Source organism: Mycolicibacterium novocastrense (assembly GCF_001570485.1).
GTDB classification, from domain to species: domain Bacteria; phylum Actinomycetota; class Actinomycetes; order Mycobacteriales; family Mycobacteriaceae; genus Mycobacterium; species Mycobacterium novocastrense.
Genome location: NZ_BCTA01000086.1, coordinates 43,668 through 69,443, shown reverse-complemented (window position 1 = coordinate 69,443; position 25,776 = coordinate 43,668). Strand labels below are relative to the sequence as shown.

Below are 25,776 nucleotides of genomic sequence, written 5' to 3'. Positions count from 1 at the left end.
ATGGACGAGTTGCGCCGCAAGGGCCTCGAGAAGATGAACGAGGTATACGGCTGGGAGATGCCCAACATCGAGGGCGATCCGTACTTCGACCTCACCGTCGACCACCTCTTCGGCACCATCTGGACGCGGCCTGGACTGTCGATGCGCGACAAGCGGATCATGACGCTGACCGCCGTGACGGCCGTCGGAAACTCCGACCTCGCCGAAATCCAGGCCAACGCGGCGCTGGGCAACGGGGAGATGACCGAGGACGAACTCAAGGAGATGGCCGTCTTCTTGACCCACTACCTCGGGTTCCCGTTGGGTTCCAAGCTGGACGGCGCGGTGAGCAAGGTGATCAAGAACCGCAAGAAGGCCGCGGAGCGAGGCCGGGGAGAAGACAAGAAAGCCAATGTCAATGCCGCGGTGAAGATGCACTCCGGTGGGACGGTTCATGACGACCATGACAAGTAGGTACGCGTCACTGTCACGTGCGGAACTGGCGGCACTGCTGCCGGAGCTGCTGCTGATCGGCCAATTGATCGACCGCTCTGGAATGGCCTGGATCATCAGCAATTTCGGTCGCGAGGAGATGCTGCAGGTCGCGATCGAGGAGTGGATGGGCGCCAGCCCGATCTACACCAGGCGGATGCAGAAGGCTTTGAAGTACGAGGGCACCGATGTCATCACGATCTTCAAAGGTCTACAGCTCGACATCGGGGCGCCACCGCAGTTCATGGATTTTCGCTACACCGTCCACGACCGCTGGCACGGCGAATTTCACCTCGACCACTGCGGCGCGCTGTTGGACGTGGAACCTATGGGCGAAGAGTACGTGCGCGGCATGTGCCACGACATCGAGGACCCGACGTTCGACGCAACGGCCGTGGCGACCAACCGCCGAGCCCAGATCCGCCCGATCCACCGCCCGCCGCGTACACCCGCCGACCGGCACCCGCATTGTGCGTGGACCGTGATCATCGACGAGTCCTACCCCGAGGTGGAGGACCACCCGGTACTCGAGGTGGTCGCCCGGACACGTGCCGCCAGAACCGAACTCGACCCCATCGACACCGGTGACCAAGGGCAGTCGGACTACTCGGGCCCGTTGGTTTCGGACTTCGACTTCGGCGCGTTCTCACATTCGGCGCTGGTGCGCATGGCCGACGAGGTGTGCCTGCAGATGCACCTGCTCAACCTGTCGTATGTCATCGCCGTCGGGAAGCGGGCCGGCACCAACACCGAACTGGCGACCGAGATCTGCACCAGACAACTGATCGGGGTGGCCGGTATCGCCGCCGAACGCATTCACCGAGCGCTGAAGCTTCCCGGCGGGATCGAAGGCGCCGTGCGCACCCTCGAGTTGCACCCGATGTTCAATCCCGCCGCCTACGTCGACGCCGAATTCGGGCCGGACACCGTACATCTGCGGCGTTCATCCGCTCACGAGGACGGCGCCTGGATCTCGTTGGTGACGCCCGACGAGGTGCGCCCGTTGCAGGCCGCGGTCACCGCGGTCGACAAGCATCTCGATGTCGAGGTGACCGGCACCGCCCAGGAGTGGACCGCGCGCGTCGTCGAGACGGACAGCGAGGCCAAGGAATTCTCCGAGGTGTCGGTTGTCAGGGTCAGTGGCGGTTCGACATGGGAGTTCGAAGACCGCAAATCGCTGCCGCTGACGGTGCTCTGAACCCGGTCAGGGCGCGGGCCTGCCCAGTTCCTCGTATTCTGCCCCCAGCGCGCGCATCCGCGCCGCGATGGCGGCCAGGTCGCTGTGTGAGCGCTGGATGATCTCGGCGACCTCCCCGGCGCCCTTGCTGACGACCGGCCACAGCATCTGTTGGCCGGCAGGCGTTTCGGGCACCGTCGCGGCGGCATCCTCCACCCACTGGCGGACCGCGTCGAGCTCACGCCGGCCGGCCGACACCACCGCGGCCGACCTGTCCACCTCCGCGGCCAGTCGGCGGTCCAGGTCGGCCAACGCCCCCAGAGCCCTTGCCTGCCTGGCGTTCCGGTCGCGATAGCCCTCAGCGCCTGCGCCCGTCCAATCCGAACCGGGCGTCGCCGACTCCACCTCGTCCCGTAGGGCCTCCAAGCGGGCGCTGTGGTCCAGCCCGCCGCCGTCCTGCGGGATGCCCTCACCGAACGAGGCACGCGCCCGCGCCCACGTCGAGAGGAAGGCATCGACGACACTCACGATCGTGAGTTTACGGCCCGCCAGGAGGCCGACCGCGCACCAATTGTGACGCTCAGCGGGCCGCCGTCGGAGCGGCGACGGACGCGCCGACCCAGCGGCGCAGGTAGCCGCGCAGCTCGGGGCCCCGTCGCGGGGGACGCCCCGGGTCGATGACGAACGACTGGATGATCCGCAGCAGGTGTTCGGCCAGCTCGTCGAGGTCGTGATCATCGAACCCCAGCGCGGCCCAGTCCACGTCGAAGCGGCGCAGCATCGAATTGGCGAACTCCAACGCCACATCCGAGGTGACCGTCTGACTGAACTCGCTGGCCCGCGCGGGCATCAGCAGCAGCCCCATGTGTTTGTCCTGCGGCAGCCACTCCAACGCGGTGGCGATGCCCTCGGCGACCGCCTCCTGCGGGTCGGTCAAGCCCTGCAGGTGGTCGGCGAGCCGGTCCAGAAAGCCGGTCGCCGCCCGCTGTGCTGAGGCCTGAAGGAGCGCGTCGGTGCTGGGAAAGTACCGGTAGACGGTCTGGCGCGTGACCCCCAGCGTGCGTGCGACGTCGCTGATCGAAAACTCCGCGCCACGCGCGTCGATCGCCTTGCCTGCGGCGTCGAGGATGCGGGCGACCGCCTCCTCATCCGTCGACGGCGCCGCACCGGACCAACCGTGAGTGCGCACGGCGAAATCCTACTCAGCCGGCCCCATCAACCGGTGTAGGAGACCTGCAGGTCCTTGACGCCGTTGATCCACCCGGAGCGAAGGCGTTGCGGTTCACCGCGTTTGGCGATGTCGGGAATCTGGTCGGCGATCTCGTTGAAGATCAGCTTGATCTCCATGCGGGCCAGGTTCGCGCCGATGCAGTAGTGGGCGCCGTTTCCCCCGAAACCGAGGTGCGGATTGGGGTCACGTGAGATGTCGAACCGGAAGGGCTGGTCGAACACCTCTTCGTCGAAGTTGGCCGAGCTGTAGAACAGCCCGACCCGTTGGCCCTCGCGGATCGTGACGCCGCCGAGTTCGGTATCGGCCAGTGCGGTCCGCTGGAAGCAGTGCACGGGGGTGGCCCACCGCACGATCTCGTCGGCGGCGGTCGCGGGTCTGTCGCGCTTGAACAACTCCCACTGCCCGGGGTTCTCGAAGAACGCGTTCATACCGTGGGTCATCGCGTTTCGGGTGGTCTCGTTTCCGGCCACCGCCAGCAGGATCACGAAGAACGCGAACTCCACGTCGTCGAGCGACTCCCCGTCGAGGTCCGCCTCGATCAGCCGCGTCACGATGTCATCTGCCGGGCAACGACGGCGCTCCTCGGCCATCGAGTAGGCGTATCCCATCAGCTCCGCGTTGGCGGCGGTCGGATCGCTGTCGAAGTCGGGGTCGTCGGTGTTCATGATCGCGTTGGTCCAGTGGAAGAGCTTCTCCCGATCGGCCTCGGGCACACCGATCAGGTCGGCGATGGCCAGCAGCGGCAGACGCATCGCGATGTCGTCGACGAAGTTGCCCCTGCCCTTTTGCCTTGCCTCGGCCACGATTTCGCGCGCGGCGGTCGCCAACCGCTCCTCGAGCGTCGCGATCGCTCGGGGGGTGAACAGGCGCGACACCAGCTTGCGCAGCCTGGTGTGTTCGGGTGCGTCGTGGTTGATCAGCAGCGCCTTGGTGAGTTCGAGCTGTTCGGAGGTGACGCCTTCGGGCAGGCGCATCACCGCGCCTTTGCGGTTGGTCGACCACAGCTCGGAGTTGCGCGAGATGGCCTTGACGTCCTCGTGGCGGCTGATCACCCAGTAGCCGCCGTCGTCGAAGATCGACTCGCACTGCTCGTTCCACCACACCGGCGCGGTCTTGCGCAGCTGGGCGAATTCGGCGACGGGAATACCGCGCAGAAGTACCTCGGGATCGGTGAAGTCGTATCCGGGCCCGAATGGGCATGTGGCCTGCGTCATACCCTCGACCATACAGTGTCTTGTCAAGTGTATGGCCGCACGAGTCTTTTGGACCGTTAGGGTGAGCAGTTGTGCGAGTCCTGGTAATCGGATCCGGTGCCCGTGAACATGCATTGCTGCTGGCGCTGCGACGTGACCCCGAGGTCGAAAGTCTGTCCATCGCGCCGGGTAATGCGGGCACCGCCGCGATCGCCGACCAGTACGACGTCGACATCACCTCGGGGGAGGCGGTGGCCGGACTGGCGCAGCGGCTGGAGGTCGACCTCGTTGTCATCGGGCCGGAAGTTCCGCTGGTCCTCGGCGTCGCCGATGCGGTGCGCAGGGCCGGGATCGCCTGCTTCGGGCCGAGCAAGGACGCGGCCCGCATCGAGGGTTCGAAGTCCTTCGGCAAGGAGCTGATGACGGCCGCCGGTGTGCGCACCGCCAGAAGCGAGGTCGTCGACAACCCCGCTCACCTCGACGCGGCGCTCGACCGCTTCGGCCCCGACGGCGGCGAGGCCGCATGGGTGGTCAAGGACGACGGTCTGGCCGCGGGTAAGGGGGTGGTGGTCACCGCCGATCGCGCGGCCGCCCGGGCCCATGCCGCAAGCCTGCTCGAGGCCGGACATCCGGTACTGCTCGAGTCGTTCCTCGACGGGCCGGAGGTGTCGCTGTTCTGCCTCGTCGACGGCGAGACCGTGGTGCCCATGCTGCCCGCGCAGGACTTCAAACGGGTCGGCGACAACGACACCGGACCCAACACCGGCGGCATGGGGGCGTACGCGCCGCTGCCGTGGCTGCCCGAGGGCGTCGTCGCCCAGATCGTCGACGATGTGGTGAAACCCGTTGCCGCCGAACTGGTCAAGCGCGGCAGTTCGTTCTCGGGATTGCTGTACGCCGGACTGGCCATCACCTCGAGGGGCCCGGCGGTGATCGAATTCAACTGCCGCTTCGGCGATCCCGAGACCCAGCCCGTGCTGGCCCTGCTGGAGACGCCGCTGGGCCGGCTGCTGTATGCGGCCGCGACGGGCGGCCTCGCCGACGAGCCCCCGCTGCGGTGGCGCGACGGCGCCGCCGTGACCGTGGTGCTGGCCGCCGAGAACTACCCGTCTCGCCCACGGGTCGGCGACGTGATCACCGGCTCCGACGTCGAGGGCGTGCTGCACGCGGGCACGAGTCGTCGCGAGGACGGCGCCGTCGTGTCCTCGGGAGGCCGCGTGCTCTCCATCGTGGGTACCGGTGCGGATCTGTCCGCCGCACGTGAGGTCGCCTACCGGGTGATCAAGTCGATTCGGCTGCCGGGCAGCCACTTTCGCAGTGACATCGCCCTGGCCGCGGCGCAGGGACGAGTCGGCGTCTAGGCCGTCAGCAGCGGGGCCATCCAGGCCAGCTCGGCGGGCAGCTGCGAGCTCCAGAACCCGGCGTCGTGCCCACCGGGCGAGAACCCGCCGGCGGGCGGATTCGGCAGCTGCGCGGTGAACTCCTTCGTCGCCGAGTAGAACGGATCGCCGGTCCCGCAGTCGATCCGGATCGGAATCGATGCCAGCGCGGGCAACCCCCAAACACTGTTGGCGGCATAGTCTTCCGCGCTGTCGAACGCACCGGGCGCTGCGGCGCCGGAGGACGTCCACAGCGCGGGACTGACGGCGCAGATCGCGGCGGTGCGGGCGGGGCCGAGCCGCGCGCCGAGCAGCAGTGCGCCGTAGCCGCCCATCGACCAGCCGAGGAAACCGACGCGTGAGGTGTCCAGACCTTGTGAGCCAAGCATCGGGATCAGCTCGTCGAGCACCATCGCCCCGGAGTCCTCGCCGGAGGCCCGCTTGTGCCAGTAGCTTCCACCGCCGTCGACGGCGACGACCGCGAAGGGTGGCAGCCCCGCGGCGACGGCCTGGGCCAAGCCCTGTTCCACCCCGCCGGCCATCACACCCGCTGCGTTTTGCCCCTTACCGTGCAGCGCGATGACCGGACGCAGCGGCGCGGTCTGGCCGGGCGGACGGGCGATCGCCCAATTGGTCTCCAGGCCGCCGCGGGCCGCCGAGACGAACGAACCGTCGACGTAGGTCGGCGCGGCGGGTGCGGCCGGCACCGCGGGCGCCAGCCGCAGCGCCGCCACTCCGGCAGCCGTGCCGACCCCGAGACGCAGAAGCGATCGACGGCTCAGTTCGGGCATGGCGGCCATGATGCCATCGCGGCGTGACTGCCCGGCGCGCGGAGACTGGCCCGTCGCATCAGAAACACCGGCCCCGACTTCGGTGAGAATGCCTGACGATTGGCCGAAAGCGCGATGGGACGGCCGCCCGACTGGCAGCATGCTAAAGGTGACGGCAGCGGTCACTCCCAAGGGAGAACGTCGACGCTTTGCGCTGGTCAGCGCCGCTGCCGATCTGCTGTGCGAGGGCGGATTCGACGCGGTGCGGCATCGCGCGGTGGCCCGTCGCGCCGGTCTGCCGTTGGCGTCGACGACGTACTACTTTTCCTCGCTGGACGATCTGATCGCCAAGGCCGTCGAATACGTCGGCGAGCGGGAGGCCGAACAGTTGCGCGCGCACGTGGCGATGCTGTCGCGCCGGCGGCGAGGCGCGGAGTCGACCGCCGACATCCTGGTGGATCTGTTGGTCGACGACGTGGTGGGGCAGCGGGTCAGCGAACAGCTGATCTCGCGCTATGAGCGCTATATCGCCTGCGCGCGTCACCCCATGCTGCGCGAAGTCCAACGGCGGATCATGCGCCAGCGCACCGATGCCGTCATCGAGGTCATCGAGCGCTCGGGTCGCTCGGTGCGCGCCGAGTACCTCACCGCGTTGGTCAACGCGGTCGATGGTGCGGTGGTGGCGGCGCTCGTCGCCGAGGGCGACGGCCCTCGCGCAACGGCACGCGCGACCTTGATCGACGTGATAGACGTGTTGGCACCAATCGACGAACGAGTGGCACAGGTGTAGGTGTCACCAGGAGGGCACCGATGAGCGCTTGCGCGAAGAGCAGACGACGGTGAGTACGCCGACCGACAAGCAACCTGAGCTACGGCGGGTGATGGGCCCGGGGTTGTTGCTGCTGTTCATCGTCGGCGACATCCTCGGTACCGGTGTCTACGCGCTGACCGGTCAGGTCGCCGGGGAAGTGGGTGGGGCGGCATGGCTGCCGTTCCTGCTCGCGTTCGCCATCGCCACCATCACCGCGTTCTCCTATCTGGAACTCGTCACCAAGTACCCGCAAGCCGCGGGCGCGGCGCTCTACGTGCACAAGGCATTCGGGATCCAGTTCTTCACGTTCCTGGTCGCGTTCGTGGTGATGTGTTCGGGCATCACGTCGGCCTCGACCGCATCACAGGCGTTCGCGGCCAACCTGATCAAGGGTTTCGGCCTGGATTGGGGTAAGGCGGGCGTCGCGGTCATCGCGTTGACCTTCATGGCCGTCCTCGCCGCGATCAACCTGCGCGGTGTCAGCGAGAGCGTCAAGCTCAACGTCGGCCTGACCGTCATCGAGATCAGCGGTCTGCTCCTGGTGATCTTCGTCGGGCTGTGGGCCTTCACCCAGGCCGGCGACCACGACTTCTCACGCATCGTGATGTTCGAAAGCAGCGAGGACCGAAGCACATTCGTCGCGATCACCGCGGCGACATCGCTGGCCTTCTTCGCCATGGTCGGCTTCGAGGACTCGGTCAACATGGCCGAGGAGACCAAGGACCCCGTCCGGATCTTCCCGAAGGTGTTGTTGACCGGCCTGAGCATCGCGGGCGTCGTCTACATCCTGGTGTCGATCATCGCCGTGGCACTGGTGCCGATCGGCGAATTGCGGGAGAGCAGCACTCCACTGGTGAGCGTGGTCGAGGCCGCCGCGCCCGGACTTCCGATCGACGAGTTGTTCCCGTTCATCACGATGTTCGCGGTCTCCAACACCGCGCTGATCAACATGCTGATGGCCAGCCGGTTGATCTACGGCATGGCACGCCAGCACGTTCTGCCGCCGGTGCTGGGTTCGGTGCACCGGACTCGCCACACCCCGTGGGTGGCAATCATTTTCACGACCATCGTCGCGTTCGGGCTGATCTTCTATGTCTCGGCGTTCGCGAGCAGCAAGGCGCTCTCGGTGCTCGGCGGCACCACGTCGCTGCTGTTGTTGGCGGTCTTCGCGACGGTCAACGTCGCGGTGTTGGTTCTACGTCGCGATGCCGTCAAGGACGACCGGCACTTCCGGACACCCACGGTACTGCCCGTCATCGGGTTCATCACCTCGCTGTACCTGGTGACGCCGCTGTCGGGCCGTCCGGGCACGCAGTATCTGCTGGGCGGGATCCTGGTGCTGATCGGAATCGTGCTCTTCCTCGTCACCATGGCGATCAACCGGCGGCTCGGCATCAAGGTCGCCGGCATCACCGATCCGACTCAACTGGCGCAGACGCCGGACTGACCGCCCGGCTGCCTGCCACGGGCTCGGGGAGTCGGTGTCAGCCCCGGCGGTAGCGCCGGCGTGACGATGTAGCCGGCCTCGCGGTCGCCGTAGATCGTGACGTCGTGGCGTCGCCGCTCGAAAAACAGCGCGGCGTACGCACAGAGCACCGCGTCGACGGGATCCTCGCAAGCGTTCAGCTGGAAGGCGCGATCGCTTGCCTCGATCCTTCGGCGAATTTCGAGCCAGGCGGGACTGTCGCGCACCCGAAGCCGCGGCGTCGCGTCGTTCAACCCCTCGATCAGCCCCACCATGCGCAGCAGCTCGTGCTTGCGTTTGGCGACATCTTTGGCGCGCCGCTTGTATTTGAGCGTCTTGCCGAGTCTGAACAGTGCGATCGTCGCCGCGTGGGGGTAGACCTCGATCGCCCGGCGGTCGCTGCGCGACAGCGGGTCGGGGTCCAGGCCGAGCCGTTGGCAGAGGACCTCGGCGCGGGGCGGATCGAACAGCGGATTGCTCGTGTTCGCGGGCTGCGCGGTGGCCTCGAACGGCGCGAAGTCCCGGTTGTAGAGCGTCTCGCCGAGCCGGTACCCGCTGGGGTTGGTGACGATGAGCGGCGCGTCCACGCCCACCACGCAGGGGCCCTCGACATACGGCGCGAGGGCCGCCGCGATCTCGTCGTCGCTGACCGCCGCACCCACGTGCACTAGCCGTCCGTCGTCGTCGAGGACGGCCACCCCGGATTGGTTTCGCCCCGCCCACGCGAGATCGAGCCCGACGAAGTACATGGGACCAGCCTGCACCAGCCGGGTCGTAAGCTCAGTGGTTGTGACGATCCCCAACGTGCTGGCCAATCGGTACGCCAGCGAGGACATGGTGGCGATCTGGTCACCGGAAGCCAAGGTCGTCGCGGAGCGCCGGCTGTGGCTGGCGGTGCTTCGCGCCCAGGCGGAGCTGGGCGTGGATGTGCCCGCCGGCGTGCTCGACGACTACGAGCGGGTGCTCGAACAGGTCGACCTCGCCTCGATCGCCGCCCGCGAACGCGTGCTGCGCCACGACGTCAAGGCGCGCATCGAGGAGTTCAACGCGCTGGCGGGTCACGAACACGTGCACAAGGGCATGACGAGTCGCGACCTGACCGAGAACGTCGAGCAGCTCCAGATCCGGCGCTCCCTCGAACTGGTGCACTCCCACGGTGTGGCCGTCGTGGCCCGGTTGGCCGAGCGCGCCGTGTTGTACCGCGATCTGGTGATGGCCGGCCGCAGCCACAACGTCGCGGCACAGGCCACCACATTGGGCAAGCGGTTCGCCTCGGCGGCCGAGGAGCTGCTGATCGCGTTGCAGCGCCTGCGCTCGTTGACCGACCGCTACCCGTTGCGCGGGGTGAAGGGCCCGATGGGCACCGCCCAGGACATGCTCGACCTGTTCGACGGCGACGCCTCGCGGCTTGCCGAACTCGAGCGGAGGGTCGCCGAATTCCTCGGATTCACAGAGATTTTCACCAGTGTCGGGCAGGTGTACCCGCGCTCGCTGGACCACGACGTCGTCTCCGCGCTGGTGCAGGTGGGCGCCGGCCCGTCGTCGATGGCCCACACCATCCGGCTGATGGCCGGCCACGAACTGGTCACCGAGGGCTTCGCACCCGGGCAGGTGGGATCGTCGGCGATGCCGCACAAGATGAACACGCGGTCGTGTGAACGGGTCAACGGGTTGCAGGTGGTGCTGCGCGGTTACGGCTCCATGGCGGCTGAACTCGCAGGCGCGCAATGGAATGAGGGCGACGTGTTCTGCTCGGTGGTGCGTCGCGTGGCGCTGCCGGATGCGTTCTTCGCCGTGGACGGACAGATCGAGACGTTCCTGACCGTGCTCGACGAGTTCGGCGCCTACCCCGCGGTGATCCAGCGTGAACTGGACCGCTACCTGCCGTTCCTGGCGACGACGCGGATCCTCATCGCCGCCGTCCGGGCCGGGGTGGGCCGCGAAACCGCGCACGAGGTGATCAAGGAGCACGCCGTGGCGGTGGCTTTGGCCATGCGGGAGAAGGGCCAGGAGCCCGATCTGCTGGATCGGTTGGCGGCCGACTCGCGGCTGCCGCTGGACCGTCCGGCGCTCGATGCGGCGCTGGCCGACAAGCAGGCGTTCACCGGTGCGGCGGGCGATCAGGTGGCCCGCGTCGTCGCGGCGGTCGATGAGTTGGTGAGCCGTTATCCCGAAGCGGCCAAATACACTTCGGGTGCCATCTTGTGACACTGGCCGGGATCGACTTCACCGATCTGGACAACTTCGCGAACGGATTTCCGCACGAGCTGTTCGCGTTGCATCGGCGCGAGGCTCCCGTGTACTGGCACGAGCCGACCGAGCACACGCCAGACGGCGAGGGGTTCTGGTCCGTGGCCACCTACGCCGAAACGCTTGCGGTGTTTCGTGATCCGGAGACCTTTTCGTCGGTGACCGGCGGCTTCCGGCCGTACGGCGGGACGCTGCTGCAGGACTTGGCGATCGCCGGTCAGGTGCTCAACATGATGGACGACCCGCGGCATTCCCAGATTCGCAGGCTGGTCAGCTCGGGCCTGACACCGCGGATGATCCGACGCGTGGAGGACGATCTGCGCGTGCGCGCCCGGCGGCTGTTGGATGCCGTCGAGCCCGGTGAACCCTTCGACTTCCTGGTCGACGTGGCGGCCGAACTGCCGATGCAGATGATCTGCATCCTGTTAGGAGTGCCGGAGTCCGAACGGCATTGGTTGTTCCAGGCGATCGAGCCGCAGTTCGACTTCGGCGGTTCTCGGAAGGCCGCGGTGGGCCAGTTGACCGCCGAAGAGGCCGGCTCGCGGATGTACACCTACGGGCAGGAGTTGATCGCCGCCAAGCGTGCCTCGCCGACCGACGACATGTTGTCGGTAGTCGCGAACGCATCGGTGGACGACGGTGAGCTCGCTCCGGCCCTCCTTTCGGAAATAGAGCTGTACCTGTTCTTCAGCCTGCTGTTCAGCGCGGGTGCCGAGACGACGCGAAACGCGGTGGCGGGTGGCCTGCTGGCGTTGATCGAGAACCCCGACTCGCTGACCGCGCTGCGCAACGACTTCGGGCTGCTGCCGTCGGCGGTCGAGGAGATGGTGCGCTGGTCATCGCCGTCACCGTCCAAGCGGCGCACCGCAACTCGCGACGTATCGGTGGGTGGATGCGAGATCGAGGCCGGGCAGAAGGTGCAGATCTGGGAGGGTTCGGCCAATCGCGACGCTGCGGTGTTCACCGAACCCGACGTGTTCGACATCGCCCGCAAACCCAACCCGCACCTGGGCTTCGGCCAGGGGGTGCACTACTGCCTGGGGGCGAACCTGGCGCGGCTCGAACTGCGGGTGTTGTTCGAGGAGTTGCTGTCCCGATTCTCTCAGGCCCGTCTCGTCAAACCCGTCGAATGGACGCGAAGCAACCGGCACACCGGTATGCGGCATCTCGTGATCGAGCTGTGGTGAGCGGCGGGCGGTGAGGCCCGACGCGTTCGCGTTCGTGATGGCGACCGGGATCGTTTCCATCGCCGCGGTCGACCACGGCCTGACCTACGTCAGTGGCGCGCTGGCCGTGCTGGCCGTCCTGGGGCTGCTGGTTCTTGTTGTTGTGGCAGTGGTTTCGTGGTTTCGGCGACCGCCCGATTGGTCGGATCCCGATGTGACGATCGGCTTGTTCACGTTCGTGGCGGCGTGTGCGGTGCTCGACAGCAGGTTGATGGCGAACTCGGTGGCGATGTGGGCGCTGGCCGTGCCGGCGGCGTTGGTGTGGTCGGTTTTGGTTGTCTTGACAGCACGCAACTTCGTTCGTCGGGCCTGGAAGGAACTGCAGGGGCGGGCGCGCGGGGCGTGGGAACTGTGCAGCGTCGGCACGTCCGGCTTGGCGATCGTCGCGGTCGCCCTTGCGCGCGACACGGGTTGGCATGCCCTGCTGCTGACCGGCGTCGCGATATGGATCGCCGCGATCGCGATATACGGGGTCATGACGACGTTGATCTTGGCGCGCGCATTCGCTGCGCGGCTGGATCCCGGCGGGTTCGAGCCCGACGCGTGGATATTGATGGGTGGGCTCGCGATCGCGACGTTGGCGGGGGACCACATCCATCGTGCCGGCATCGACGCCGTCCGCGACGTGACCGTCGCGACGTGGTGTCTGGCGACGGCGTGGATTCCGCCGCTGGTCTACTTCGCTGTACGGCATATCGGACGTCCGGGTGCGCGGCGGTTCGCCGGCGTGTGGTGGGCGATGGTCTTTCCGCTTGGCATGTACTCGGCGGCCAGCCATGCTATGGCGGTGGAGACCGGATGGCATGGCCTACCGGCGATTTCACTGGTCTTCCTCTGGATCGCATTTGCTGCGTGGATCGCTGTCGCGATCGCGGGAGTCCTGCGGGTGAGTGCTCGGACCCGCCACCTACCCTCGGGTCATGGACATCGATGACTCGAACGTGCGGGTTTCCGACGCCGACCGCGATCATGTGAGGCAACTGCTCGAACGGGCGGTAGGCCAAGGCATGCTCACTCTCGACGAGTTCAGCGAGCGTATCGACGCCGTGCTCGCCGCTCGGACCCGCGGCGAGCTGCGCCGGGTGATCGCCGACCTGCCCTCGCCGGATGCACTGCAGCCCGTCGCGGCCGGAGAGGAAGAGCGGCTGCGGGGCCGGATGTCGTCGATCTCGCGACGGGGACCGTGGACGGTGCCTGCGCGTATCGACCTCAACACGCGCCTGTGCGACACGACGCTCGATTTCACCGCCGCGACCCTGCAGAGCCCCACCGTCGTCCTGGATATCGACGACTACTTCAGCTCAACGGAACTGATCCTGCCCGACGGCGCCACCGCCGACCTCAACGGCGTCGAAACCTTCGCGGGCAGCACCACTCTGAAGGTGCCTTACGGTCCGCCCTCGCAGCGGCTGCATCTCGTGGCGCGCGGACGGGTGCGATTCGGATCAGTGACCGCGCGCTATCCGTTCGGTCACACCTTGCGGCGCATGCTGGGCTGACGGGTGCTGCCGGGTTGCGGCGGCTACTTCGGCGATCACCCGCTCCGGATACGCCGTCAGGTCAAGCCAGGTGAAACGCAACACTTTCCAGCCCAACAGGGCGATCACGTTCTGCCGGTTGCGGTCGATCTGGAAGACCTCGCTGTCGGTGTGGAACGCCCAACCGTCGACCTCGATCGCCACTTTCTCGACCACGAACGCGACGTCGATCTTGTAGCCGCCGAGGGGATAGTTCGTCCTCCATCCGGAGAATCCGGCGTCGCGCAGAAGTTTCACGAGGAGTCGTTCGGCTTCGGAACGCGTACCGTCCTCGGCCGCGCGGAGTAGTCGCCGTGCGGCGGGTGAACCGTGTCTGCCCTTGTTGCGTAGATGCGCCCGCCACAGTTGGGCGAGCTCGACATGACGCTGCAGGGCGGCGTCCATCAGCTTCGGCCCGCCGCCGCGGCGGACCGCGGCTTCGATCACGGTCAGCGGCAGCGCGGTGAGCCGCAGACCGGCCCGCTCGACGACGTCGCGGGGCGACAGGTCGCGCCGCCGCAACCGCGAGCCGGGGCGGCGTCGGCCGTTGCTCGACTTGGGCACGGTCACGTCGACGACCTCCGGCGCATATTTCGACGCCCCGTGCCACCACGCCGCGGCGAGACCGCTGGCACACGCGCGGTCGCCGTACCCCCATACCGCGGCTCGGATTCGGGCGGCATCACTGAATGGTCGGTCGGCGGCGAAATAGACGCCGGGACCGCAGCGACGCCATCGCCCCGCCTGCGCGCGTCTGCGGACAGACTGGTCGCTCAAGCCGATTTCGCGGGCCTGCGCGAGAGTGATGACGCCATCGTGAGCGCGCAATAAATCATCGAGCACTGCAATAGGACGCCGGCGAGGGCCCGATCGGCTCCCCGCCGCGCGATCTGTGAGTGAAAACGTTCGGTGGCCGATCGCAATCACTCACAAATCGCGGGCTTAGAGGTGGCGGGCGACGCCTGACGAGCGCAATTCCAGCGCCGCGAGGCCGCGGATCGCGTCGGCGTCGTGCATGCGCCACGCCTCGACCGGGTCGGCGTGCACGGCGACCAGCTTGGCCAGCGGCCGGTTGGCCAGCGCTCGCAGCGCCAACAGCTGCTCGCCCGCAGGGGTGCGGGCCAGCGTGATCGCGGTCCACTTGCGACGGAAGAAGCGCAGCCGAAGGTACAGCCACGGCATCGCGACGAACAGGATCGGCGGCGCGGCAACCGCCAATGCCAGCACCCACGCCAGCCACGACGCCGTGGTGTCGAGGCTGTGACCGGCACCGGCGATGTCGAGTGCGGCCTCGCTGGCCGCCCGTAACGGCTTGCTGAGCGCATCGCCGACGAGCGGGAAGTCGTCGGTGCGCTCGCCCGCCGCATCGAGGTTGTCGGCGACACCGTTGGCACCGGTCTCGACCTGGCGGCCCACCGCCGCGATCGTGGAGACCGCCGAGTGCACAGCCATGCCGACCAGCACCCACACCGTGGTCCAGGCGACCACGACGAAATCGCTGACGAGCTGCGCCAGGACCCGCGAGGGTGTCGTGGCATAGGGGATAAACCGCGAAGTCATGGCTGTAGATGCTGCCCGATAGGCTGGCCCGATGCGCCCCGCTCTGTCCGACTACGAACATCTGGCCAGCGGCAAGGTTCGCGAACTGTATCGCGTGGACGGCGAGACGCTGCTCTTCGTGGCCAGCGACCGCATCTCCGCCTACGACTACATCCTCGACTCGCTGATCCCCGACAAGGGCCGCATCCTGACGGCGATGAGTGTGTTCTTCTTCGACCTGTTGAGCCGGACGGCGGGCACGCCCAATCACCTCGCCGGCCCACCCGACGACGAGCGCATCCCTGTCGATGTGCTCGGGCGCGCGCTGGTCGTGCAGGAACTCGAGATGTTGCCGGTGGAGGCGGTGGCCCGCGGATACCTCACCGGTTCGGGACTCATCGACTATCAGAAGACGGGCGCGGTATGCGGAATTCCGCTTCCCGGCGGGCTGGTCGAGGCCAGCAAGTTCGACGAGCCGCTGTTCACCCCGGCGACCAAAGCCGAACTGGGACAACACGATGAGAACATCTCATTCGACGACGTGGTCGAGCTGATCGGCGAGCAGCGGGCCGAACAACTGCGCGATCGGACGTTGGAGACCTACCGTCGCGGCGCCGAACATGCCTTGACCACGGGGATCATCGTCGCCGACACCAAGTTCGAGTTCGGTGTGGACACCGACGGCGAACTGCGGCTGGCCGACGAGGTGTTCACCCCCGACTCGAGCAGGTACTGGCGCGCCGACGACTGGAAAGAAGGCGTGGTGCAGAACAGCTTCGACAAGCAGTTCGTCCGCAACTGGCTCACCTCCGCGGAGTCCGGATGGGACCGCGGCGGTGACACGCCTCCGCCGCCGCTGCCGCCGGATGTCGTCGAATCGACCCGCGCGCGCTACATCGAGGCCTACGAACGCATTTCGGGCCGCAAGTTCGACGACTGGATCGGCGCATGAAGCCGCCGGAGGCCAAGCGCGTCGACACCCGGCGGGAACATCACGGCGACGTCTTCGTCGATCCCTACGAGTGGCTGCGCGACAAGACCAACCCGGACGTGATCGCACATCTGGAGGCGGAGAACGCCTACACCGAGCATGTCACCGAGCATCTTGCGCCCCTGCGGCAGGCCATCTTCGACGAGATCAAGGCCCGCACCAAGGAAACCGATCTCTCGGTGCCGACCAGACGCGACACCTGGTGGTACTACGGCCGCAGTTTCGAGGGCAAGCAGTACAGCGTGCACTGCCGTTGCCCCGTAGCCGATCCCGACGACTGGACGCCCCCGCTGCTCGACGAGAACACCGAGATCCCCGGTGAGCAGGTTCTGCTCGACGAGAACCTCGAGGCGCAAGGCCACGAGTTCTTCTCGCTGGGCGCCGCCTCGGTCAGCCTGGACGGCAACATCCTCGCCTACTCGGTCGACCTCAAAGGCGACGAGCGGTACACGTTGCGATTCAAGGACTTACGCACAGGTGAACTGTACGAGGACACCATCACCGGTATCGGCCCCGGCGCGACGTGGGCGGCCGACAATCGCACCCTTTACTACTCGACCCTCGATGAGGCGTGGCGTCCGGACACCATCTGGCGGCACCGCCTCGGCGCGGGGCTACCCGCGCAGAAGGTCTACCACGAACCCGACGAACGGTACTGGCTCGGCGTCGGCCGCACCCGCAGCGACAAGTACGTGATCGTCGCCGCGGGCAGCGCCGTCACCTCCGAGGTGCGCTACGCCGACGCGACCGACCCGGAGGCCGAGTTCACGATCGTGTGGCCGCGCCGCGATCTCGTCGAGTACTCCGTCGAACACGCCGTCGTGGGCGGTGAGGACCGGTTTCTCATCCTGCACAACGACGGGGCGGAGAACTTCACCCTGGTCGAGGCGCCCGTCGGCGACCCCACCGCGGTGCGCACCCTGATCGAACACCGCGACGACGTCCGCCTCGATTCCGTGGACGCGTTCGACGGCCATCTCGTCGTCAGCTATCGCAGTGAGGCGCTGCCGAAGATCCAGCTCTGGCCCCTTCACCCGAGCGGTGAGTACGGCCGTCCCGAGGACTTCACCTTCGAGTCCGAGCTGACGTCGGCGGGACTGAGCGCCAACCCCAACTGGAGCGCACCCAAACTGCGCATCGGCGCCACCTCCTACACCACCCCGGTGCGCATCTACGACGTCGACCTGGCCACTGGCGAACGGACGCTGCTGCGCGAACAGCCTGTGCTCGGCGACTACCGGCCCGAAGACTATGTCGAGCGGCGTGATTGGGCGATCGCGCAGGACGGTGCGCGGATACCGATCTCGATCGTGCACAAGATCGGCCTGCAGTATCCGGCGCCCACGCTGCTGTACGGCTACGGCGCTTACGAGGCCTGCGAAGATCCGCGGTTCTCCATCGCGCGGCTGTCACTGCTCGATCGCGGGATGGTGTTCGCGGTGGCGCATGTGCGGGGCGGTGGCGAGCTCGGCCGGCCGTGGTACGAACACGGCAAGATGCTCGAGAAGAAGAACAGCTTCACCGATTTCGTCGCCGTCGCAGAGCATCTCGTGCAAACCGATGTGACCCGGCCGGAAAATCTGGTGGCGTACGGGGGTAGTGCCGGTGGTCTGCTCGTCGGTGCCGTCGCCAACATGGCTCCGGACTTGTTCGCGGGCATCCTCGCGGTGGTGCCGTTCGTCGACCCGCTCACCACGATCCTCGACCCGTCGCTGCCGTTGACGGTCACCGAGTGGGACGAGTGGGGAAACCCGTTGGAGAGCAAGGACGTTTACGAGTACATGAAGTCGTATTCGCCCTATGAGAACGTCGCGGCGAGGAACTACCCGCGCATACTCGCCATGACGTCGCTCAACGACACCCGGGTGTACTACGTCGAGCCGGCGAAATGGGTTGCCGCACTGCGCCACGCCAAGACCGACGGTCATCCGGTGCTGCTGAAGACGGAGATGAATGCCGGCCACGGCGGTATCAGCGGTCGATACGAACGCTGGAAGGAAACCGCTTTCCAGTACGCCTGGTTACTCGACGCTGCTCGGGCCGATCACGAGCGCCGCCCGTGAAAGCAAGAATCTAGCCACTGTCAAGATTTCGGCTATGATGGCCGCATGGGCAAGGCGTCCTATCACCACGGCGATCTGAAGGCCGTCATCCTCGCGGAGGCCGCCAGGCTGGTGGCCGAGCGCGGTGCCGACGGGATCTCGCTGCGAGAACTCGCGCGGGTCGCCGGGGTGTCGCACGCCGCGCCCGCACACCACTTCACCGATCGGCGCGGTCTGTTCACCGCGCTGGCCACGCAGGGGTGGCGCAAACTTGCCGCGGCGCTCGCCGAGGCGAAGCCCGAATTCATCGATGCCGCACTGGCGTACGTGCGCTTCGCGCTCGACAATCCGGGGCACTACGCGGTGATGTTCGACCGCTCGCTCGTCGATCCCGACGACGCGGAGTTGAAGGCGGCTCGCGACGCGGCAGGCGCGGAACTGAGGCAGGGTGTCGGCACCCTCGACGATCCGCGCGCCGCGCAGGACCCTGCGGCTGCGGCGCTCGCGGCCTGGTCACTGGTGCACGGCTTTTCGTTGTTGTGGCTCAACAAGGCGATCGACGCCGACGGTGATCCGATGGCGACCGTGCACCGGGTCGCGGGCATGCTGTTCGAGACCGGGTAGCGTACGGGCATGACCGAGACTCCGCTGACCGACATCGCTGTGACCACCCTCGACGGCCGCGACACCACGCTCGGCGAACTGGCCGACGGTGCCGCTCTGGTGGTCAACGTCGCCTCCAAGTGCGGCCTGACTCCGCAGTACACCGCGCTCGAACAGTTGGCCAAAAACTACCGCGACCGCGGGTTGACCGTGATCGGCGTGCCGTGCAACCAGTTCATGGGCCAGGAGCCCGGTACGGCCGAGGAGATTGCCGAGTTCTGCTCGACGACGTACGGGGTGACGTTCCCCTTGCTGGCCAAGACCGACGTCAACGGCGCCGACCGGCACCCCCTGTACACCGAGTTGACCAAGACGCCCGACGACAGCGGTAAGGCCGGCGACATCCAGTGGAACTTCGAGAAGTTCCTGCTCGCGCCCGGCGGAACGGTCGTCAAGCGGTTCCGGCCGCGCACCGAACCCGACGCTCCCGAGGTGATCGCGGCCATCGAGGACGTGCTGCCGCGATAGCCGCCGATGGCCACCTGCCGTCAGTGTGTTGGAAACCATTGCGACACCTGACGCCGCCACACTGACGGCGTGGCTGGACAGCTGATCGTCTCCGTCTCCGGGATCACCGGGCGCACGATGCCCGACGTCGCGGACTTCTGTTCGCATCTCGACGCGCGTGGTGTGCCGGTCTCGTTTCTGGTAACGCCCAGAATCAGAGGCGGCCATCGGCTCGAGGAGGACGCCGCCACCGTCGAATGGCTCGCCGCCCGCAACCACACCGGTGACGCCATCGTGTTGCACGGCTTCGACGAGGCGGCCACCACGAAGCGACGTGGAGAATTCGCGACCCTGCCCGCACACGAGGCCGGGCTGCGGTTGCTGGCCGCCGACCGCGTGATGGAACACCTGGGTCTGCGTACCCGGCTGTTCGCCGCGCCGGGATGGGCCGTATCCAACGGCACCGCTGTGATGCTGCCGCGCAAGGGCTTTCGTCTTCTCGCCGGGCTCACCGACATCACCGACCTGGTCCGAGGGACGGCCGTACGTTCGCGCGTGCTCGGTAGCGGCGAAGGCTTCCTCAGTGAACCGTGGTGGTGCCGCGCCCTGGTGCTGTCCGCCGAGCGGACGGCACGACGAGGCGGAATCGTTCGAATCGCCGTCGCCGCCCGGCACTTGCGCAGGCCGGGCACGCGACAGGCGATGCTCGACGCCGTCGACCTCGCGCTCATGCACCGCTGCGTGCCGGACGTCTACACATGGCGCCCGAGCCCCGCAATGACCGCCGCCGCATAGCACCCGACCGCTAACGTGGCGGCCATGGCAGATGCTGACGTCATCGTCGTCGGAGCCGGGCTGGCGGGCCTGGTGGCGGCCTGCGAGCTGATCGACCGCGGGCGCCGCGTACTGATCGTCGACCAGGAGAACGCCAACAACATCGGAGGTCAGGCGTACTGGTCGTTCGGCGGGCTGTTCTTCGTCGACAGCCCCGAACAACGACGGCTGGGTATTCGCGACAGCCACGAGCTGGCGCTTCAAGACTGGCTCGGCTCGGCCGGATTCGACCGGCCCGAAGACCACTGGCCCCGCCAATGGGCGCACGCCTACGTCGATTTCGCCGCCGGCGAGAAACGCGGCTGGCTGCGCGAACGCGGCCTGCAGACGTTCCCGCTCGTCGGGTGGGCCGAGCGCGGCGGATACAACGCGCGCGGACACGGCAACTCGGTGCCGCGATTCCACATCACCTGGGGCACCGGCCCCGCGATCGTCGACATCTTCGCTCGCCGGCTGACCGGGCGCGTGCGGTATGCGCACCGGCACAGGGTCGACGAGCTCATCGTCGAGAACGGTGCCGCCGTCGGCGTTCGCGGAACCGTATTCGAGCCCTCAGACGCACCCCGCGGCGTGGCCACCTCACGAGAACCGGTCGGGCAGTTCGAATTCCGGGCCCAGGCGGTGATCGTCGCCAGTGGCGGCATCGGGGGCAACCATGACCTGGTGCGCCAGAACTGGCCCAAACGGATGGGCCGCGTCCCCGAGCAACTGCTGTCCGGTGTGCCCGCACACGTCGACGGGCGCATGATCGGCATCACCGAGGCGGCCGGGGCGCGGGTGATCAACAGCGACCGCATGTGGCACTACACCGAGGGCATCACCAACTACGACCCGATCTGGCCGCTGCACGGCATCCGCATCCTGCCCGGGCCCTCGTCACTGTGGTTGGACGCCAACGGCAACCGCCTGCCGTCGCCGCTGTACCCGGGCTTCGACACGCTCGGCACGCTCGAGCACATCGCGAAGACCGGACAGGACTACACCTGGTTCGTCCTCAACGCCCGCATCATCGCCAAGGAGTTCGCGCTCTCAGGGCAGGAACAGAACCCGGACCTCACCGGTCGCAGCATTCGCGACGTGTTGGCGCGGGTCCGAGCCGGGGCGCCGGCGCCGGTGCAGGCGTTCGTCGACCGCGGTGTCGACTTCGTCAGCGCCGACTCGCTGCGCGAACTGGTCTCGGCGATGAACGACGTCCCCGATGTGCTGCCGCTGGACTACGCCACAGTCGAGGCCGAGGTCACCGCCCGCGACCGGGAGGTGGCCAACAAGTTCACCAAGGACACCCAGATCGCCTCGATCCGGGTGGCGCGCAACTATCTCGGCGACCGCGTCAGCCGCGTCGTGGCACCGCACCGGCTGACCGATCGCAAGGCGGGGCCGCTGATCGCGGTGAAGTTGCACATCTTGACGCGAAAGTCGTTGGGCGGCCTGGAAACCGACCTCGACGCACGTGTGCTCAGGCCCGACGGCAACGCGTTCGACGGGCTGTTCGCCGCCGGTGAAGCGGCGGGCTTCGGTGGCGGCGGTGTGCACGGCTACCGGTCGCTGGAGGGCACCTTCCTCGGCGGCTGTGTGTTCTCCGGGCGTGCGGCGGGGCGCGCCGCCGCACGCGACACGGCCTGACTCAGAATTGCGTGCCGTCTTCGGGTTCGAGCACCTGGAAATCGGTGTCGGTCATCTCGGTGAGCCGGCCGTAGAAGATCCCGCGGGCGCTTGGATCGATGATGCCCTGGTGAATGGGCACCGCATGCGTCGGCGCCACCGCGCGCAGGTAATCGACCGCCTCGGAGATCTTCATCCACGGCGCGGCCGCGGGGGTGGCGAGCACGTCGACCGGCTCGCCCGGCGCGTACAGGGCGTCGCCGGGATGCATCAGGCGGGCGCGGTGGGTGCCGTCGTCGACGAGGTAGGAGATGTTGTCGATGACCGGGATCTCCGGGTGGATCACCGCGTGCTTGCCGCCGACGCCGCGCACGGTCAGGTGATCGATGGTCAGGACGTCGCCGACGTTGACCGCGCGCCACGGGTCGCCGAGTTGCGCGGCGGTCTGCGGATCGGCGTACAAGGCGGCCTGCGGATTGGCGTCGAGCAGGGCGGGCAACCGCTCGGTGTCGGCGTGGTCGGGGTGCTGATGGGTGATCAGGATTGCCGACAGGCCGGTGATCCCCTCGAATCCGTGCGAAAAGACGCCCGGATCGAACAGGATCGTCGCTTCGTCACCGGATTCGCTTGTGAAATTGGCCAGTAAGCATGAATGTCCGAAATGGGTCAATTGCATAGCTATATTGTGGCGGCGCCGGCCGTGTTCAGGGGGTAGTTGAGTCGTGCGTTTGCTGCTTGCGGTGGCCCTCGCCACGTTCGGCGTGGCGTTGACCATCGGCCCGGTGCCCGGCCCCGCAGCGCGGGCGGTCCCGGGTGTGTGCCCGCCGATCTGCGATGCGATCCCTGACGCGGCGTGGCCGTCCTCGAGCGAGCTACCGCTGTCCTCGGTGTACCGGTGGCCGGGGCTGGCCGGGCTGGCGGTCACCGCGCCCGCGCCGCGGTTTCTGTTCGAGGAACTGTGCGCCAGCCCGCCGCTGCCTGGCGACCCGCGCGACTACGTCGTGGCGGCAAAGGCGCAGGTCACCCATCCGGCCGGTCAGTGGCAGTTGCGGGCGCAGGTGCTGCATTGGCGCGGAGACGTCGCGCACAACGGACCCCTCACCCGTGCGGTGCTCGACTCGGCGCAGTTGCGGCTGCGGACCTGCCAGCTGACGGCGCCGCTGGTGTCGCCGTCGATCACCACGGCCGATCCCGAACGGCTGGCCGCGGTGATCAGTGTGGCCGGGCAGAAGGTGGTGCGCCAGTACCTGCTGGCCCACCCCACCAGCGGCAGCCTCGTCGAACTCGCGCTGTGGTCGACGCTGCCGCTGCAGGTGCCATGGCCGGCGGTGCCCGATGCGCAGGTTCTCGACGCGCTGGCCGCCCCGCTGTGCGAGGCGTATCTCGGTTCGTGCCGGTGAGTCGCGCGCAACGGAACCGCCGGTACAGTTGACGCGTGGCAAGGGTGGTGGTGCACGTGATGCCCAAGGCCGAGATCCTCGACCCGCAGGGGCAGGCGATCGTCGGCGCATTGGGCCGTCTGGGCTTCAATGGTGTCTCAGATGTCAGGCAGGGCAAGCGTTTTGAGCTCGAGGTCGATGACAGCATCGACGACGACACCCTTGCCGAGATCGCGGAATCGCTGTTGGCGAACACCGTGATCGAGGACTGGAGCGTGAGCCGGGAACCGACGGGAACCGAGTCATGACGGCACGTGTGGGCGTCATCACATTCCCGGGCACCCTAGACGACGTCGACGCCGCGCGCGCGGTGCGGTTGGCAGGCGCCGAGCCCGTTTCGCTGTGGCATGCCGACGCCGACCTGAAGAGCGTCGACGCCGTGGTGGTGCCCGGCGGGTTCTCCTACGGGGACTATCTGCGCGCCGGAGCGATTGCGAAGTTCGCACCCGTGATGGGCGAGGTCATCAGGGCCGCCGAGGGCGGTATGCCGGTTCTGGGGATTTGCAACGGTTTTCAGGTGCTGTGCGAGTCCGGCCTGCTGCCGGGCGCCTTGACCCGCAACATCGGGCTGCACTTCGTCTGCCGCGACATCTGGTTGGAGGTGGCGTCGAACTCCTCGGCCTGGACGTCGCGATACGAGACCGGCGCCGACGTGCTGATCCCGCTGAAGTCCGGCGAGGGCCGGTACGTGGCCAGCGACAAGGTGCTCGACGAGCTCGAGGGCGAAGGCCGCGTGGTGTTCCGGTACCGCGACAACCCCAACGGCTCACAGCGCAACATCGCAGGCATCAGCTCGGCCAACGGGCGCGTCGTCGGTCTGATGCCACATCCCGAACACGCCACCGAGGCGCTGACCGGACCGTCCGACGACGGGCTGGGCCTGTTCTACAGCGCACTCGACGGCGTCCTCAGCGCCTAGGACCGCGGAGGTCAAGGGGTCAGGGCCACCGAGGCTTCGGCGGTGTAACACAGGAACGTCAGCGTCTCCTCCAGATACAACTGCACGGTGGCTGCGTCGTGCGACAGGTATCCGATCGACACATCGGTGCCCAGCTGTAGGTCGAAATCGCCTCCGCGCGTTGACAACACGAACGCACCGTCGATGGCCGGCGCCCAGATGATGTCGCCGTCGACGAGCCGGTTGAGGTGCTCGCGGATCGGATAGCCGTGTTGCGTGGTTTCACTGACCTTGGTGTACACCTCCGCCGACAGCAGAACCGAATACGGGCCGTCGACACCGGAGAGCCGCAACTCGGAGAGCGCCTGGGAGATGACGTCGGGGATGTCGCGTTCGTCGTCGGGCAGCGCGAGCGCGGTGTTCGAACTGCACGCCCGGATGCCTTCGATCGAGGCCGCCGCATAACCCTCGAAGATCGCCCGGTCCTCGGCGAACGCCAACTTCATGGCGGCGTCCTTGACCGGATCCCAGTCCGAGTCCTGCGAACCGCGCTCGACATCGTCGATCGCGGTGCGCGACACCGTGAACGGCACACGAAGCCGCACCAGCGGTTTGGCCTCCCGCAGGTGCGCGACCACGCCGTCGCCCGGAGGTGTCACGTCGCGCAGGTGGCCCGTGCTGATCGCGGCGGCGACCGGTCCGCCCGGCTCGCTGACGTCCACCACGCGACGACCGGCGATGTGACGCTTGAAGGTTCGTGACGCCTCGAGCTCGATCTCCGCCCAGGCGGCTGCGGTGATCGGTGCGAGATCGCGATACAGATTGTTCATCAGCGGGTTCCTTTCAGGCTGCCGATGGCCAGCGAGCCCCCGTATTCGGCGGGGGTGACCGAACCGGGCAGAGGGGGAGGATCGTCGAGGAAGTCGAGCGTCGGGGTGAAGAACAGGCCGCCCGTCAACGCGGTCGAGAAGTCCAGGATGCGATCGGTGTTCCCGGGCGGGTCGCCGAGGAACATGTTGTCGAGCATCCGCTCGGTGACGGCCGGCGTCCGCGAATACCCGATGTAGTAGGTGCCGAACTCGCCCTTGCCGATCTCGCCGAACGGCATGTTGTGCCGCACGATCTTCAGTTCGTTGCCGTCGCCGTCGGTGATCACGTTGAGCGCGACATGGGAATCGGCCGGTTTGACGTCGTCGTCGAGTTCGATGTCGTCGAGCTTGGTGCGCCCGATCACCCGCTCCTGTTCCTCCACCGACAGGGAGTTCCACGCGGTCATGTCGTGCACGTACTTCTGCACGTGGACATAACAGCCGCCGGCGAAATCGGGGTCCTCGTCACCGATCTGGGTGGCCGACCGCGCGAGCGCACCGTCGGGGTTCTCGGTGCCGTCGACGAAGCCCATCAGGTCGCGGTTGTCGAAGAACTTGAAGCCGTGCGTCTCGTCGACGATGGTGATCGCGCCGGCCATGGCGTCGACCAGCTTGGTGGCCAACTCGAAACAGACGTCCATCGACTCTGCCCGGATATGGAACAGCACGTCACCGTCGGTGGCCGGGGCGTGGTGGCGGTCGCCGCGAATCTCGGCGAACGGGTGCAGTTCGGCCGGTCGGGGGCCGGTGAACAGCCGGTTCCAGGCGTTGGACCCGATCGACGTGATCGCCGACAGCCGCTTGGCCGGATCGCGGAAACCGATGGCCCGCACCAGCCCCGAGATATCGGGCAGCGCGTCGTGGACGGTCACCTCCCCACCGTCGACGATGGTCGCCACCAGGAAGACGGCCGCAGGCGTCAACGGTTCGAGCACCGGTTGCGGCTGGATCTCGGGCACAAC

28 protein-coding genes are annotated in these 25,776 nt (G+C 67.5%); 18 read left to right on the top strand and 10 right to left on the bottom strand.

The window, feature by feature from the left end; all coding sequences use genetic code 11:
• Positions 1-453: a carboxymuconolactone decarboxylase family protein gene (locus RMCN_RS26160; RefSeq protein WP_067395474.1), complete on the top strand. Its 453-nt coding sequence runs from the start codon at positions 1-3 to the stop codon at positions 451-453.
• Positions 443-1,669: a hypothetical protein gene (locus RMCN_RS26155; protein ID WP_067395471.1), complete on the top strand. Its 1,227-nt coding sequence runs from the start codon at positions 443-445 to the stop codon at positions 1,667-1,669. Before RMCN_RS26160 ends, RMCN_RS26155 begins: the two co-directional genes overlap by 11 nt.
• Before the next feature lie 6 nt (positions 1,670-1,675).
• Here the strand turns inward: RMCN_RS26155 and RMCN_RS26150 are convergent, their stop codons facing one another.
• The 3 genes from RMCN_RS26150 to RMCN_RS26140 are packed head-to-tail and all read right to left on the bottom strand — an operon-like array spanning position 1,676 to position 4,093.
• Positions 1,676-2,176 (bottom strand): EspA/EspE family type VII secretion system effector, encoded by a 501-nt coding sequence (locus RMCN_RS26150; RefSeq protein WP_067395468.1) that lies wholly within the window; start codon positions 2,174-2,176, stop codon positions 1,676-1,678.
• 52 nt (positions 2,177-2,228) lie between these two features.
• Entirely contained in the window at positions 2,229-2,837 is a 609-nt protein-coding gene (locus RMCN_RS26145) for a TetR/AcrR family transcriptional regulator (RefSeq protein ID WP_064414342.1), read from the bottom strand.
• A 26-nt stretch (positions 2,838-2,863) separates the two neighbouring features.
• A complete protein-coding gene (locus RMCN_RS26140) occupies positions 2,864-4,093 on the bottom strand; it encodes a cytochrome P450 (RefSeq protein WP_067395515.1) in 1,230 nt (409 codons plus the stop codon).
• A gap of 71 nt (positions 4,094-4,164) precedes the next feature.
• Here RMCN_RS26140 and purD point away from each other — a divergent pair, with 71 nt between their 5' ends.
• Positions 4,165-5,433, top strand: coding sequence for a phosphoribosylamine--glycine ligase (gene purD / locus RMCN_RS26135; RefSeq protein ID WP_067395465.1), 1,269 nt, complete (start codon positions 4,165-4,167; stop codon positions 5,431-5,433).
• On the opposite strand, the gene RMCN_RS26130 is transcribed toward purD, so the two are convergent.
• Positions 5,430-6,251, bottom strand: coding sequence for an alpha/beta hydrolase (locus tag RMCN_RS26130; protein ID WP_067395512.1), 822 nt, complete (start codon positions 6,249-6,251; stop codon positions 5,430-5,432). The genes purD and RMCN_RS26130 overlap by 4 nt on opposite strands.
• A gap of 130 nt (positions 6,252-6,381) precedes the next feature.
• Between RMCN_RS26130 and RMCN_RS26125 the strand changes: the two genes are divergently transcribed.
• Together RMCN_RS26125 and RMCN_RS26120 are read left to right on the top strand one after the other, a co-directional pair.
• Positions 6,382-7,011: a TetR/AcrR family transcriptional regulator gene (locus tag RMCN_RS26125; protein WP_064414338.1), complete on the top strand. Its 630-nt coding sequence runs from the start codon at positions 6,382-6,384 to the stop codon at positions 7,009-7,011.
• Positions 7,012-7,102: 91 nt separating this feature from the next.
• Entirely contained in the window at positions 7,103-8,479 is a 1,377-nt protein-coding gene (locus RMCN_RS26120) for an APC family permease (protein WP_067395462.1), read from the top strand.
• Here RMCN_RS26120 and RMCN_RS26115 read toward each other — a convergent pair.
• The gene (locus RMCN_RS26115) at positions 8,455-9,246 is read right to left on the bottom strand and encodes a DUF429 domain-containing protein (protein WP_067395459.1); all 792 of its coding nucleotides are present in this window, start codon (positions 9,244-9,246) and stop codon (positions 8,455-8,457) included. The genes RMCN_RS26120 and RMCN_RS26115 overlap by 25 nt on opposite strands.
• 40 nt (positions 9,247-9,286) lie before the next feature.
• Here RMCN_RS26115 and purB point away from each other — a divergent pair, with 40 nt between their 5' ends.
• From purB to RMCN_RS26095, 4 genes are read left to right on the top strand one after another with little or no spacing between them, the layout of a single operon-like run.
• A complete protein-coding gene (purB, locus tag RMCN_RS26110; RefSeq protein ID WP_067395456.1) occupies positions 9,287-10,705 on the top strand; it encodes an adenylosuccinate lyase in 1,419 nt (472 codons plus the stop codon).
• Positions 10,702-11,934, top strand: coding sequence for a cytochrome P450 (locus RMCN_RS26105; protein WP_067395452.1), 1,233 nt, complete (start codon positions 10,702-10,704; stop codon positions 11,932-11,934). The genes purB and RMCN_RS26105 overlap by 4 nt, the downstream gene beginning before the upstream one ends.
• A 10-nt stretch (positions 11,935-11,944) precedes the next feature.
• A complete protein-coding gene (locus RMCN_RS26100; RefSeq protein WP_308206362.1) occupies positions 11,945-12,907 on the top strand; it encodes a tellurite resistance/C4-dicarboxylate transporter family protein in 963 nt (320 codons plus the stop codon).
• The gene (locus RMCN_RS26095) at positions 12,894-13,472 is read left to right on the top strand and encodes a DUF1707 SHOCT-like domain-containing protein (protein ID WP_067395449.1); all 579 of its coding nucleotides are present in this window, start codon (positions 12,894-12,896) and stop codon (positions 13,470-13,472) included. The genes RMCN_RS26100 and RMCN_RS26095 overlap by 14 nt, the downstream gene beginning before the upstream one ends.
• Here RMCN_RS26095 and RMCN_RS26090 read toward each other — a convergent pair.
• Positions 13,419-14,333, bottom strand: coding sequence for a type IV toxin-antitoxin system AbiEi family antitoxin domain-containing protein (locus RMCN_RS26090; RefSeq protein WP_067395446.1), 915 nt, complete (start codon positions 14,331-14,333; stop codon positions 13,419-13,421). The two genes, RMCN_RS26095 and RMCN_RS26090, sit on opposite strands and share 54 nt — an antisense overlap.
• 99 nt (positions 14,334-14,432) lie before the next feature.
• Positions 14,433-15,050 carry a hypothetical protein gene (locus tag RMCN_RS26085; RefSeq protein WP_067395443.1) on the bottom strand — a complete coding sequence of 206 codons (618 nt, stop codon included), beginning with the start codon at positions 15,048-15,050 and terminating at the stop codon, positions 14,433-14,435.
• Between the two features lie 31 nt (positions 15,051-15,081).
• On the opposite strand from RMCN_RS26085, the gene RMCN_RS26080 reads away from it, so the two are divergent.
• The 6 genes from RMCN_RS26080 to RMCN_RS26055 all read left to right on the top strand — a co-directional run bounded on the left by RMCN_RS26080 (position 15,082) and on the right by RMCN_RS26055 (position 21,629).
• The gene (locus tag RMCN_RS26080; RefSeq protein ID WP_067395440.1) at positions 15,082-15,981 is read left to right on the top strand and encodes a phosphoribosylaminoimidazolesuccinocarboxamide synthase; all 900 of its coding nucleotides are present in this window, start codon (positions 15,082-15,084) and stop codon (positions 15,979-15,981) included.
• Complete coding sequence (locus tag RMCN_RS26075; protein WP_067395438.1) at positions 15,978-18,083, top strand: S9 family peptidase; 2,106 nt, start codon at positions 15,978-15,980, stop codon at positions 18,081-18,083. Before RMCN_RS26080 ends, RMCN_RS26075 begins: the two co-directional genes overlap by 4 nt.
• 45 nt (positions 18,084-18,128) lie before the next feature.
• Complete coding sequence (locus tag RMCN_RS26070) at positions 18,129-18,686, top strand: TetR/AcrR family transcriptional regulator (protein ID WP_067395435.1); 558 nt, start codon at positions 18,129-18,131, stop codon at positions 18,684-18,686.
• Between the two features lie 9 nt (positions 18,687-18,695).
• Positions 18,696-19,193, top strand: a complete 498-nt coding sequence (locus RMCN_RS26065; RefSeq protein WP_067395432.1) for a glutathione peroxidase — start codon at positions 18,696-18,698, stop codon at positions 19,191-19,193.
• 69 nt (positions 19,194-19,262) lie between these two features.
• Positions 19,263-19,967 (top strand): DUF2334 domain-containing protein, encoded by a 705-nt coding sequence (locus RMCN_RS26060; RefSeq protein WP_067395429.1) that lies wholly within the window; start codon positions 19,263-19,265, stop codon positions 19,965-19,967.
• 24 nt (positions 19,968-19,991) lie between these two features.
• Positions 19,992-21,629 (top strand): FAD-binding dehydrogenase, encoded by a 1,638-nt coding sequence (locus tag RMCN_RS26055; RefSeq protein ID WP_067395506.1) that lies wholly within the window; start codon positions 19,992-19,994, stop codon positions 21,627-21,629.
• Between the two features lies 1 nt (position 21,630).
• On the opposite strand, the gene RMCN_RS26050 is transcribed toward RMCN_RS26055, so the two are convergent.
• Positions 21,631-22,284 (bottom strand): MBL fold metallo-hydrolase, encoded by a 654-nt coding sequence (locus tag RMCN_RS26050; RefSeq protein ID WP_064348051.1) that lies wholly within the window; start codon positions 22,282-22,284, stop codon positions 21,631-21,633.
• A gap of 46 nt (positions 22,285-22,330) precedes the next feature.
• Here RMCN_RS26050 and RMCN_RS26045 point away from each other — a divergent pair, with 46 nt between their 5' ends.
• The 3 genes from RMCN_RS26045 to purQ are packed head-to-tail and all read left to right on the top strand — an operon-like array spanning position 22,331 to position 23,966.
• Positions 22,331-23,008 carry an ATPase gene (locus RMCN_RS26045; protein ID WP_067395427.1) on the top strand — a complete coding sequence of 226 codons (678 nt, stop codon included), beginning with the start codon at positions 22,331-22,333 and terminating at the stop codon, positions 23,006-23,008.
• Positions 23,009-23,043: 35 nt separating this feature from the next.
• Entirely contained in the window at positions 23,044-23,295 is a 252-nt protein-coding gene (gene purS, locus RMCN_RS26040; RefSeq protein ID WP_067395424.1) for a phosphoribosylformylglycinamidine synthase subunit PurS, read from the top strand.
• Positions 23,292-23,966: a phosphoribosylformylglycinamidine synthase subunit PurQ gene (purQ, locus tag RMCN_RS26035; RefSeq protein WP_067395421.1), complete on the top strand. Its 675-nt coding sequence runs from the start codon at positions 23,292-23,294 to the stop codon at positions 23,964-23,966. Before purS ends, purQ begins: the two co-directional genes overlap by 4 nt.
• Before the next feature lie 11 nt (positions 23,967-23,977).
• Here purQ and RMCN_RS26030 read toward each other — a convergent pair whose 3' ends face one another.
• Together RMCN_RS26030 and RMCN_RS26025 are read right to left on the bottom strand one after the other, a co-directional pair.
• The gene (locus RMCN_RS26030; protein ID WP_064414322.1) at positions 23,978-24,775 is read right to left on the bottom strand and encodes a family 1 encapsulin nanocompartment shell protein; all 798 of its coding nucleotides are present in this window, start codon (positions 24,773-24,775) and stop codon (positions 23,978-23,980) included.
• On the bottom strand, positions 24,775-25,773 hold the full coding sequence (locus RMCN_RS26025; protein ID WP_067395418.1) for a Dyp-type peroxidase: 999 nt from the start codon (positions 25,771-25,773) through the stop codon (positions 24,775-24,777). Before RMCN_RS26025 ends, RMCN_RS26030 begins: the two co-directional genes overlap by 1 nt.
• Positions 25,774-25,776 lie beyond the last annotated feature (3 nt).